Below are 12,944 nucleotides of genomic sequence, written 5' to 3' on the forward strand. Positions count from 1 at the left end.
TATCTTAGATTCAATTAAAGATCATATAATGAAACATTACTAAAAAGATAAAAACAAAATAGTAACGGGAAAGAATCTGCCATGAGTAAAGTTGCTCTCCAAAGAAATTTATTTAGTAAAGGGGATTGCTAATGGACAAGCAACGGCGATTACAAAAGTTTAGTATCCGTAAGTACACGGTAGGTACTTGCTCGATATTAATCGGTACGCTCATATTTTTAGGTGTACCAACTCATGATGCATTTGCTTCTGAGAATGACGCAAATGTAATCAAACATGAAGATTCATTAAATGATAAAGACAAGGATGTTGTAGAAGACAATACAAACAACAAAGATTCAGCTAATCAAGATAAAGCATTAGATTTATCTAGCGAATCAGTCCCTAATAATGTTGAAACGTCTGAAGTAGAACCAACAAATGAAGATCATTTATCAGAATCGACAGAACAAGAAAATAATGCGGAAGTAGAGGCTCCAAGTGAGGAACATTCATCAGAGGCAACAGCTAAAGAAGCGCATGCAGAAGAGGATCATGAAACATTAGCAGAACAAAATGCAAAAGTAAATCATGAGGAAAATAACCAATCAGAAGAATCGACAGCGCCGCAAGATCATCAAGAGCTTGAGAACAAGGACGCTGTTAAACAACAAACCGGGAAAAATGTTGAAACATCTGATAATAAACGAAATGAACATGAAAGTTCTCGAGACATAGAAGCTGACAACGATAGCGTTTCATCAGAAGACGACAAAGCTGAAAGACCGAACACGTCCGCAGTGTCTGATCCAATGAAAGCAACAGATACAGCTGCTAATCGTGTAGAGTTTCAACCAAGTGTGCCAGAGTCTATTGCAGTAGCTGATATTTCTGTACTAACAGACTATGATCGGGAGCGTGTCTTGAAGCGGATTTTGAAGGCCAATGCCCAGTTGAGTGCTGAAAATGTAAGTGTCGCTCCTGACGGTACTGCAACGATTGTCTATGATGGTGCAACTGCTGTCATCGAGGGGGCAAAACTTGTCCATGCAGCGGACGCAATTTCAGAAGGGACAGGCTTCCGTGAGGTTGTAGGTCCAAATAGAGAAACAGGAGCCTTTAAAGCGGCAAATGGGGAGTCAACTACAAAGGAAGGTGGAACTGTTGATGGAACGGTTGTTTATCACCAAGATATCCAACTAGACCCCGTAACAGGTAAGCGAAATATTACTTGGACGATAGAGTATAACCTTGCGAATTATGCTTGGCCATCAAGACCGTTTATTTATTTTACTGTACCACATGGAGTAGAAGTTCAATCAATTGAAAAATATGATGGTTTTGGACGAGGGCGAAATTGGGAACGCGAATGGACTGTTAATCCGTCAACTTTTAATAATATTAGTCGATGGATTGTTTCAAAAAAACACCCTGAGCGGAATAAGTGGAGAGATACGTTTGATAATGAGTGGAATACTCGTATAGCACGTGGTTATGATAATGAGTTTACAAGTTTCTTAAATGACAACTTAAAAGATAAAATGAACGAGGCTTATCTTTCTGAGGAAGTTGGTGGTGGTGATAATCGTGCCTACAAAATGGTCGTTCGTGCAGTAGTAGATGCAGAGACCAAAGTGGATTTGCCGTTTATGGCAGGTTTGGTTGCTTCTAATAGACTAAATCCAACTAACCGTGTTACGGGTAATATGCGAGCAATCCCAATTCCTGATAATCTACGCTACAATCCAACTGCGTCTCGTGTTACTCGGCCAGAAGGTGGATTGACTGCGGTTGATGTGACTGGTGCCGTAGCGGATAAGGGAAATGGTACCGTAGCAATCAAAGAAGGTGTCACACTTCCAACTACCTCTGGAGATTATACTGTCCCAGTCGTCGTGACATACGCAGATGGGACAAAAGATGAGTTGAACGTACCTGTTACGATTACGAAAGTAGCGAAGGCGACGAATTTTGAAAATTATTTTGTCTGGGAAGATACACCAACGACCAAAGAATTTACGACAGGAACAATCACAGCTGCGAACGAACGTCCGATTACAGGTCTTCATTTGACTGGAGGTCAAGGCGATCCCAATGATCCACAAGCATTTGTGCATGATGATGTGGTGAACTTCACGCAACCTGCTGATAAGAGTCAAATTATCTTTAGTAAAGGAAATATTGTCCACCATTTTGCGAACGGAGATATTCTTCCATACTATACGGTTCGAGCTGTTGTCGAGACTGGTTCGTCTACTAAAGAAGCGGTTTCTGAGAAGTTCAAGATTGCTTCCTTGCGTGTAACAGATCCGACAACTCCGATTGAAAAGCAGGCAAACCAAACGGTTACAGCGGAAGAAATCAAGGATAAGGCATTTGAAAACTACCGTGGTACTACGAATGAAGCAGATGGCAATATTGGATACAATATCACAAAGGATCAAATCCAAGCTGAAATCGTTGATTCTGCTGATATTGCTACTGCGCAACCAACCACTACTCTACCAACAAAAGGCAAGAACAATCCAGTTTATGTCAAATTGACGACCCCAAGTGGCCAAGACAAGATTGTAACAGTTATTGTTAATTATCCGTCTGACAAGGATAAGTACAATCCAACGGTAACTAAGGTTACCAAGCCAGAAACCAGTCCAGTTACGGCAGAGGAAGTTAAAAACGCAATTTCGACACCAGATGGCGCTGAAATTACCAACAAGGAAGTTAAAGTTGATATTCCAACAGAGGTCGGTAAGCATACAGTCCCAGTCGAAGTGACATACGGTGATGGTTCTAAAGAAACAGTCGATGTTCCTGTTGAAATCACTAAGGTGGATGACAACCAGAAATACGATCCAGTTGTCGCTCCAATCAGTAAACCAGAAACTGAGGAAGTCACAGCCGATACCATCAAGGATGCCGTAACTGCTCCAGATGGTGCAGAAATTACCAACAAGGAAGTCAAAGGTGAAATTCCAACAGAGGTCGGTAAACATACAGTCCCAGTCGAAGTGACATACGGTGATGGTTCTAAGGAAACAGTCGATGTTCCTGTTGAAATCACTCATGATGCTAACAAAGATACAGATGGTGATAGCACACCAGACAAAGACGATAATGATATCGATGGTGACGGTGTAAACAATGAGGACGAAAAACTCATTGGTACTGATCCTAAGAAAACAGATTCTGACGGAAATGGTACACCTGACGGTGAAGAAGATTATGATAACGACGGCATTAAGAACAGTGATGAATCTGATCCAGCTTCTAATCAACCAACAGATAAAGATGGAGATGGTAATCCAGATATTATTACACCGAAAGATACAGATGGTGACGGCACACCAGACAAAGATGATAATGATATCGATGGCGATGGTGTAAACAATGAGGACGAAAAACTCATCGGTACAGATCCAACAAATCCAGATACTGACGGTAATGGTACACCTGACGGTGAAGAAGATTATGATGGCGACGGTATTAAGAACAGTGACGAATCTGATACATCTTCTAACCAACCAACGGATAAAGATGGTGACGGTAATCCAGATATCACGACTGCGAAAGATACAGATGGCGACGGTACACCAGACAAAGATGATAATGATATCGATGGCGATGGTGTAAACAATGAAGATGAAAAACTCATCGGTACAGATCCAACAAATCCAGATACTGATGGTAATGGTACACCTGATGGTGAAGAAGATCATGACGGCGACGGCATTAAAAACAGTGATGAATCTGATCCAGCTTCTAATCAACCAACGGATACTGATGGTGATGGTCAACCAGATATCAATACACCGAAAGATACTGACGGAGATGGTACGCCAGATAAAGATGATAATGATATCGATAGCGACGGTGTAAACAATGAGGATGAAAAGCTCATTGGTACAGATCCAACAAATCCAGATACTGATGGTAATGGTACACCTGATGGTGAAGAAGATCATGACGGAGATGGCATTAAAAACAGTGATGAATCTGATCCAGCTTCTAATCATCCAACGGATACTGATGGTGATGGTCAACCAGATATCAATACACCGAAAGATACTGACGGAGATGGTACGCCAGATAAAGATGATAATGATATCGATGGCGACGGTGTAAACAATGAGGATGAAAAGCTCATTGGTACAGATCCAACAAATCCAGATACTGATGGTAATGGTACACCTGATGGTGAAGAAGATCATGACGGAGATGGCATTAAAAACAGTGATGAATCTGATCCAGCTTCTAATCATCCAACGGATACTGATGGTGATGGTCAACCAGATATCACGACACCGAAAGATACTGACGGAGATGGTACGCCAGATAAAGATGATAATGATATCGATGGCGACGGTGTAAACAATGAAGATGAAAAACTCATTGGTACAGATCCTACAAATCCAGATACTGATGGTAATGGTACACCTGATGGTGAAGAAGATCATGACGGAGATGGCATTAAGAACAGTGACGAATCTGATACATCTTCTAATCATCCAACGGATACTGATGGTGATGGTCAACCAGATATCACGACACCGAAAGATACTGACGGAGATGGTACGCCAGATAAAGATGATAATGATATCGATGGCGACGGTGTAAACAATGAGGATGAAAAACTCATTGGTACAGATCCAACAAATCCAGATACTGATGGTAATGGTACACCTGACGGTGAAGAAGATCATGACGGCGACGGCATTAAGAACAGTGACGAATCTGATACATCTTCTAACCAACCAACGGATAAAGATGGTGACGGTAATCCAGATATCACGACTGCGAAAGATACAGATGGCGACGGTACACCAGACAAAGACGATAATGATATCGATGGCGATGGTGTAAACAATGAAGATGAAAAACTCATTGGTACAGATCCAACAAATCCAGATACTGATGGTAATGGTACACCTGATGGTGAAGAAGATCATGACGGAGATGGCATTAAAAACAGTGATGAATCTGATCCAGCTTCTAATCATCCAACGGATACTGATGGTGATGGTCAACCAGATATCACGACACCGAAAGATACTGACGGAGATGGTACGCCAGATAAAGATGATAATGATATCGATGGCGACGGTGTAAACAATGAGGATGAAAAACTCATTGGTACAGATCCAACAAATCCTGATTCTAACAGTAATGGTACACCTGACGGTGAAGAAGATTATGATGGCGACGGTATTAAGAACAGTGACGAATCTGATACATCTTCTAACCAACCAACAGATACAGATGGTGACGGTAATCCAGATATAACTACTCCATATGATTCTGACTCAGACAGTGACTCAGACTCGGACAGTGACTCAGATTCAGATAGCGATTCAGACTCGGATAGTGATTCTGACTCAGATAGCGACTCAGACTCTGACAGCGATTCAGACTCGGACAGCGACTCAGACTCCGATAGTGACTCAGACTCAGACAGCGATTCAGATTCAGATAGCGATTCAGACTCGGATAGTGATTCTGACTCAGATAGCGATTCAGACTCGGGCAGCGATTCAGACTCGGACAGCGACTCAGACTCCGATAGTGACTCAGACTCAGACAGCGATTCAGACTCAGATAGCGACTCAGATTCAGATTCAGATAGCGATTCTGACTCTGACAGTGACTCTGATAGCGACTCTGATTCAGATAGTGACTCAGATTCAGATTCAGATAGCGATTCAGATTCAGATAGCGATTCAGATTCAGATAGCGATTCAGACTCGGATAGTGATTCAGATTCAGATAGCGATTCTGACTCTGACAGTGACTCAGATTCCGATAGTGACTCAGATTCTGATAGCGACTCTGATTCCGATAGTGACTCAGATTCTGATAGCGACTCTGATTCAGACAGTGATTCAGATTCAGACAGCGACTCTGATAGCGACTCTGATTCAGACAGTGACTCAGATTCAGATAGCGACTCTGATTCAGATAGTGACTCTGATTCAGATAGTGACTCAGATTCAGATAGCGACTCTGATTCAGACAGTGACTCTGATTCAGATAGCGACTCTGACTCAGACAGCGATTCAGATTCAGATAGCGATTCAGACTCGGATAGTGATTCTGACTCAGATAGCGATTCAGACTCGGACAGCGACTCAGACTCGGACAGCGACTCAGACTCCGATAGTGACTCAGACTCAGACAGCGACTCAGACTCAGATAGTGATTCTGATTCCGACAGCGACTCAGATTCTGATAGTGACTCAGATTCTGATAGCGATTCAGACTCAGACAGCGATTCAGATTCAGATAGCGATTCAGACTCGGACAGCGACTCAGACTCCGATAGTGACTCAGACTCAGACAGCGACTCTGACTCAGATAGTGATTCTGATTCCGACAGTGATTCAGACTCTGATAGCGACTCAGATTCTGATAGCGACTCTGATTCCGACAGTGACTCTGATTCAGATAGTGACTCAGATAGCGACTCAGACTCAGATAGTGACTCAGATTCAGATAGCGACTCTGATTCAGATAGTGACTCAGATAGTGACTCAGATTCTGATAGCGACTCTGATTCAGACAGTGATTCAGATTCAGACAGCGACTCTGATTCAGACAGCGACTCTGATAGCGATTCAGATTCTGACAGCGACTCTGATTCCGATAGTGACTCAGATTCCGACAGTGATTCAGACTCTGATAGCGACTCTGATTCAGATAGCGACTCAGACTCTGATAGCGACTCTGATTCCGATAGCGACTCAGATTCTGATAGTGACTCAGATTCCGACAGTGATTCAGACTCTGATAGCGACTCAGATTCAGATAGCGATTCAGACTCAGACAGCGACTCTGATTCAGATAGCGATTCAGATTCAGACAGCGATTCAGATTCAGATAGCGACACAGACTCAGACAGCGACACAGACTCAGACAGTGATTCAGATTCTGACAGCGACACAGACTCAGACAGTGATTCAGATTCCGATAGCGATTCAGACTCAGATAGCAACGTAAATAAAGGCAGCGATGCTGACAACAATACACCTGGTTATGGTAAGGATAGCAGCAGTACTTCTGTGAAACCTGGCATGAGTACTCATATCCCTCAAACTGGAGATAATACTTTCCCTCCTGGAACTAAGTTTGAAGTACCTCCTAGCAAAGTTCCTAATGGTTGGATTGTAACTGTTGATCCTAATACAGGCGATATAACTGTAACACCACCTGCAAATGCAGTTCCTGGTAGCATCGTTAATATTCCTGTTATGGTCACTTATCCAGATGGTACTTCTGAAGAGGTGAATGTTGAAGTTGTTGTAGCAGGAGATTCAGCAGCACAAGATTCTGTTACATCTAATCAAGCTGATGTTCAGAATAAACAAATGTCATCTAATTCAGAAGAACAAACAGCAAACGCTATGCAAGTTTCTAAAGATAATGTTTCTAGAAATAGTGACATGAATAAAGACATGAGTAACGACATGAATAAAGATGATGCTTCTAAAGCTAAAGTTTTACCTGATACAGGTGAACAGCCTATAGAAAATACAACTTTATTTGGTAGTCTGTTTGCAGGACTTGGTTCATTATTCCTATTTGGTCGTCGTAAAGATGAAAAAGAAGAAAATGAATAGTAATTAATGAATCAAACAAGTGGTTAAACCTTTGATGGTTTAACCACTTTCTTATACTTAAATATAAAAAGTAAAATTAAATATGTATATGAAAGGATACATTAATAAATGGATATTAATTATCATATATGCGAAATTTTAAAGAATCACAAAAGCTGTAAAAGGGTGTTTGTTAGCTTAGGTCATCCGTCTATGAAAGCTGTAGTTAAAAATTTTAATTATGATCATGTTGATAGAAATGTACAAAAATTTATAGATACGTATCGGAAGAAAAGTGGGAAACAGCCTACATGGATAAAAATAGATGTTGTAACGTCTATAGAAAGCTTGCCGTATGAAAAGTTGAAAAATGATTTAATTCAAACACGTAGAAACTATGTGCAATATGGATTTTCATTACATGAAAATTGGAAACTCGCTTTCTTACCTGAAGAAATCAATGCAAATGCTTTTATAAGACCTACGAATAAAGAAAATGTTTTCATACTATCTGAAAAGAATATCACACACTATATTAGAAGGTATAAAGATTTATTTATGGTTTATTTGCATAATGACTATGAAAATAAACAAGTTTATAAATTCTATACTGAAAGCTATTTGATTGAAGGAAATGAAGTCATAAAGTTAGAATCAGAAGGATATAGAAAAGGATTGAGATTTATTGAGGATCTTAGCAGTGAAATAGATAGCATGATTGAAAAAGCTACTGAATTTTTGAAAAATCAAATTCAAGATAGTGGTCAATACATTTATGGATACTTCCCACATTTCGATAAAGAAATAGATTTTTATAATAATTTAAGGCACAGTTCTTCAACTTATGCACTAATAGAAGCCTTAACGTACTTGAACAAAGATGTAAGTATTATTAGAAAGCCCATTGATTATTTAATTAAAAACTATTTATATGAAGTGGATGATTTTGCTCATATTTATGATGATACAAATGGCGTTAATGAAATAAAATTAGGGCAAAATGCAACATTTATATTGGCGATTTGCGAGTATTTAAAATATGCAGCAGACGATGGTTCATATCTAGAAGCTGCACAAAAAGTAGCAAAAGGTATATTACAGATGATTGATAAAGATGCTCATACAGTTCATATATTAAATTATCCAGATTTAACTGTGAAAGAAAAGTTTAAAATTGTATATTATGATGGGGAAGCAGCTTTAGCATTATTAAGATTGTACCAATTAGATCATAATGAACAATGGCTTAACACAGTTAAAATGCTCTTCGAGACATTCATACAAGAACAATATTGGAAATATCATGACCATTGGCTTGGCTATTGTACAAACGAACTTGTGCAAATTGACCCACAAGAAAAATATTATAAATTTGGTATACAAAACGTTTCTAGCTACTTAGATTATATACAGCAAAGGGAGACGACTTACCCGACATTTTTAGAAATGTTAATGGCGACATATCACTTAGTTGAAAAAGCTAAAAAAACCGGTTATTCCGAACTCGTCAAAGAATATTTAGATGAAGAAAAATTCATTAAAACCATTCATATACGAGCTGATTATGAAAGAACGGGCTATTTCTATCCAGAAATTGCAATGTACTTTAAGAATCCAGCTAAAATATTGAATTCTTTCTTTATTAAACACCATGGTTACCGAGTTAGAATTGATGATATTGAACATTATTTATCAGGTTACGTACAATATCAGAAAGTGTTTAAATAGATAATGATATTTAGAAATAAAAATTCACCCTTTCGTAGAATAAATTCTTCGGAAGGGTGATTTATATTGAGAAAGGATCGAAACCCAAACTCTTAAATATTTATTTTGCTCTATTCAGCAATTTTGCCTTTTCTATACATTGATTTTGCAATATAGCCGAAAGGTACGTTAGATATTGTTGTAAGTAGTTTTAAGAAATATGTGGTGATGAAAATTTCGAACACAACACTATTTGGTAAGTTACCGTAAAATGCGATTAATACAAATATCGCTGTATCTACGATTGAACTGACTACTGTACTTCCATATGCTCTTATATAGAAAGTCTTATCAGATGAAAACTTTTTCTTAATTAAAGTAAACAATAATACATCTAAATGTTGACCAATAATATAAGCAATGATCGAACCTAAAGCGATTCTTGGTACAATATTAAATATTGTTTCGAGTGCTTGTTGTGAAACGTCATCTTGTGCTGGTATAAACGCCAATGAGCATTGTAGCAATATCACCATAACTATAACGGATGAAAATCCTAACCAAACTGCTTTTTTAGCTTGTTTTCTACCATAGATATCGTTTAATATATCTGTTGCAAGATAAATTGAAGCGAACATCACATTTCCGAGCGTTGCACTGACTGAAAATAGTTCTACTGTTTTAATAACCTGTATATTTGCTATAATAGTACCTATAGCAACCCAAACAAACAGACCAGTTTTTCCAAAAATTCGGTAAAGGACTAACATTAATATAAATGTAACGAAGAATGTGCCAATACCTATTAATTCATTATACATAACTTTGTTCCTCCTAAATTTTGATATAGCGGGTGTTTAGAAACCGCGATAATCGAACTTTCCTATTATAAGGCGCAAAGTTATAAAAATCAACAAGCTTTATCATAAACAATTCATATTATGAATGTTATAATAACGGTCTAAGTAAGGGAGTGACACGCATTTTAGTTCAAGAAGAAAAGTTAGCTATTAAACAAATAGATCAATTAATGGAAACATACTGCAAAGGGTGTTTGCTTAAGACGCATTATAGGGAATCAAAAGGCAAGCACCAAGCGCATCAATATTGTATATCTGAGTGTTCTATCGGTATACGAATAAAACAACTAGGCAACAAATTGCAATAAGGAGGATATTATGGAAATTGTTAGAGTTGAACCAACACCAAGTCCTAATACAATGAAGATCATTTTATCATTTAAAAAGGAAGACAGATCGTCAAAGACTTATACAGAAATTAATGATCATAATCCTGAATTCATTAACCGTATTTTACAATTAGAAGGTGTGAAATCTGTATTCCACGTGATGGATTTTATTGCTGTTGATAAACGTCCGAAAGAAAATTGGGACACTTTACTTAAAGATGTTACAGCTGCTATATCTGGCTCAGATCAAGATGGCGATTTAAATCAAAATCAAGTGAATGAACATTTTGGTGAAGTAAAAGCAGAAGTGTTAAAATTCAAAGGTATTCCTTACCAAATTAAATTGACAACACAAGATGAAGAAAAGAGAAAACAATTACCTGAAATTTATATCGATAGCATGTTAAAAGCAACGAAAGACTCTGATAATGTCGTCTTCTTAAGAAAATGGGATGATTTAGGTGTACGTTATGGTGAAGTTGAAGAAGTTCTTGAAACAGTTCAAGAAGAAATACTCGCTTTATATCCTAAATCAATTTTAGATGAACTTGTGGAAGAAGCTTTAACAAGTGATATTACAATACCTGAAAAACAATTTGTTCATGTAGACAAAGAAACGTTTGAACAAGAACAAGATTGGAAAGTAAAATTAAGAATGTTAAACGACTTTCCAACACCAACTGAAGAGGATTATCCTTTATTAGAGGCAGCATTAAATGATGATAAGCCTCAAGTACGAAGAATGGCTATCGTGTTATTAGGTATGATAGAAACGAAAGAAACGTTACCATATTTATATAAAGGTATGAAAGATAAAGTCGTTTCAGTAAGAAGAACTGCTGGAGATTGTTTAAGTGACTTAGGCTTTAAAGAAGCTTTGCCTGTCATGATTGAAGCTCTTGAAGATCCTCAAAAAATTGTGAGATGGCGTGCAGCTATGTTTATTTTTGATGAAGGTGACGAAACAGCTCTAGAAGCATTGAAAAACAGACAAAATGATCCAGCATTTGACGTTAAATTGCAAGTAGAAATGGCAATTGAAAGAATTGAAAACGGTGAGGCAGCATTAGGCTCCGTTTGGAAACAAATGGCCAATAGAAAGAAAGAGGGATAATAAAATGAATGCATACGAACAATACATGAAAGAATTAGCACAACCAATGAGAACTGAATTGACTGGTCAAGGCTTTGAAAGTTTAGAAACAACTGACGCTGTTAAAGATTATATGGATAATGCAAAGCACGATGAAACAACATTTATCGTTGTAAACTCTGTATGTGGATGTGCTGCAGGCTTAGCACGTCCAGCAGCTGTCACTGTTGCTCAACAAAATGAAAAGAAACCATCTAGAACAGCTACTGTATTTGCTGGTCAAGATAAAGAAGCTACAGAAACAATGAGAGAATATATTGCTCAAGTACCATCAAGTCCATCTATGGCGTTATTTAAAGGTAGCGAACTTAAATACTTTATGCCTCGTGAACATATTGAAGGAAGAGATATCCAAGAAATTTGTATGGATATTAAAGACGCTTTTGATGAATACTGTGACTAATGTTAGGTTAACAACTGCCGTTAAATCAAATGCATCTCTCTACAAACAAGTAGAAGATGCATTTTCTATATTATCGGCATTAGATTTGGTCAATCATATAAACGTAATTGACCGAAAAAAATTAACCATTCGCCAATTATTTCAACAGGATACAACGCCGCTTATCGTATTTGAAAGTAGTGGGCCGAAACTGTATTTTACTGCTGAAACACCCATTTATTTTCACTTAGATACCGTAAAAGTGAAATTACAGTTGATGAAACAAAACAAACAACCTGTGCTCGTTGAAATGGTGGATTATGTAGCTAAAGATTTACCCTCATTTAATTTTGTAGATGGAACGATGGGGTTTGGAAGAGACAGCTATTTAATACTCAAAACATTTAAACAAGCTACCATTTACGCCATAGAACAACATCCTTTAATACATTATGTGATATCAGAAGGCATGAAAAGATATTTAGACGAAGAAACATATAAACGCATTCATTTTATAAATGATGATTACAATAAATGGGTCAAAAGGCATCCAGAAGTCTTGGATTTGCTTTACTTAGATAATATGTTTGAACGCACACTAGACGAAAACGATCGAATGGGTGAGTTATCTAAAATGACGGGAACCAATCAAGAAATAGTGTCCGTATCAGATTACAAATATTTAATCGTAAAAGCACATTATAAGAGTCCGTCTTTCAAAAAATTAAAAGTCACGCAATGTATTCGAAAAAGTACCAAAACACATTACGGCTTGAAAATTAATCATAAAAGACTTGGACATTAATATTCTGCAAAACTAAAATAATAAAAATTAATGTAAAATACCACGCATATCACGCTATTCACTGAGATAAAAATCAGTAGCGTGATATGCTTTTTTATTTTAATTTGTGATTATAAAGTACATTGGAAACATAAAAATAA

At 37.7% G+C, this 12,944-nt stretch carries 7 protein-coding genes; 6 read left to right on the top strand and 1 reads right to left on the bottom strand.

What is annotated here, in order from left to right:
* Positions 1-131 precede the first annotated feature (131 nt).
* Entirely contained in the window at positions 132-7,589 is a 7,458-nt protein-coding gene (locus PYW35_RS06790; protein WP_239102406.1) for a Rib/alpha-like domain-containing protein, read from the top strand.
* A 108-nt stretch (positions 7,590-7,697) separates the two neighbouring features.
* The gene (locus PYW35_RS06795; RefSeq protein ID WP_103323628.1) at positions 7,698-9,296 is read left to right on the top strand and encodes a poly(glycerol-phosphate) alpha-glucosyltransferase; all 1,599 of its coding nucleotides are present in this window, start codon (positions 7,698-7,700) and stop codon (positions 9,294-9,296) included.
* A 110-nt stretch (positions 9,297-9,406) separates the two neighbouring features.
* Here the strand turns inward: PYW35_RS06795 and PYW35_RS06800 are convergent, their stop codons facing one another.
* Positions 9,407-10,096 (bottom strand): queuosine precursor transporter, encoded by a 690-nt coding sequence (locus PYW35_RS06800; protein WP_016911854.1) that lies wholly within the window; start codon positions 10,094-10,096, stop codon positions 9,407-9,409.
* Between the two features lie 152 nt (positions 10,097-10,248).
* Here PYW35_RS06800 and PYW35_RS06805 point away from each other — a divergent pair, with 152 nt between their 5' ends.
* Genes PYW35_RS06805 through PYW35_RS06820 form a run of 4 tightly spaced genes read left to right on the top strand, consistent with a single transcriptional unit; the run spans position 10,249 to position 12,804 of the window.
* A complete protein-coding gene (locus PYW35_RS06805) occupies positions 10,249-10,443 on the top strand; it encodes a zinc-finger domain-containing protein (protein ID WP_103323629.1) in 195 nt (64 codons plus the stop codon).
* Between the two features lie 10 nt (positions 10,444-10,453).
* Positions 10,454-11,578, top strand: a complete 1,125-nt coding sequence (locus tag PYW35_RS06810) for a virulence factor (protein ID WP_016911855.1) — start codon at positions 10,454-10,456, stop codon at positions 11,576-11,578.
* Between the two features lie 4 nt (positions 11,579-11,582).
* Positions 11,583-12,020 (top strand): bacilliredoxin BrxA, encoded by a 438-nt coding sequence (brxA, locus tag PYW35_RS06815; RefSeq protein ID WP_016911856.1) that lies wholly within the window; start codon positions 11,583-11,585, stop codon positions 12,018-12,020.
* A complete protein-coding gene (locus PYW35_RS06820; protein WP_103323630.1) occupies positions 12,004-12,804 on the top strand; it encodes a class I SAM-dependent methyltransferase in 801 nt (266 codons plus the stop codon). The genes brxA and PYW35_RS06820 overlap by 17 nt, the downstream gene beginning before the upstream one ends.
* Positions 12,805-12,944 lie beyond the last annotated feature (140 nt).

This window comes from Mammaliicoccus vitulinus (assembly GCF_029024305.1).
Classification (GTDB): Bacteria; Bacillota; Bacilli; order Staphylococcales; family Staphylococcaceae; genus Mammaliicoccus; species Mammaliicoccus vitulinus.

Coding starts and splice junctions, on each gene's coding strand:
- PYW35_RS06790 (WP_239102406.1), top strand. CDS start 132: ATGGACAAGCAACGGCGATTACAAAAGTTTAGTATCCGTAAGTACACG.
- PYW35_RS06795 (WP_103323628.1), top strand. CDS start 7,698: ATGGATATTAATTATCATATATGCGAAATTTTAAAGAATCACAAAAGC.
- PYW35_RS06800 (WP_016911854.1), bottom strand. CDS start 10,096: ATGTATAATGAATTAATAGGTATTGGCACATTCTTCGTTACATTTATA.
- PYW35_RS06810 (WP_016911855.1), top strand. CDS start 10,454: ATGGAAATTGTTAGAGTTGAACCAACACCAAGTCCTAATACAATGAAG.
- brxA (WP_016911856.1), top strand. CDS start 11,583: ATGAATGCATACGAACAATACATGAAAGAATTAGCACAACCAATGAGA.
- PYW35_RS06820 (WP_103323630.1), top strand. CDS start 12,004: ATGAATACTGTGACTAATGTTAGGTTAACAACTGCCGTTAAATCAAAT.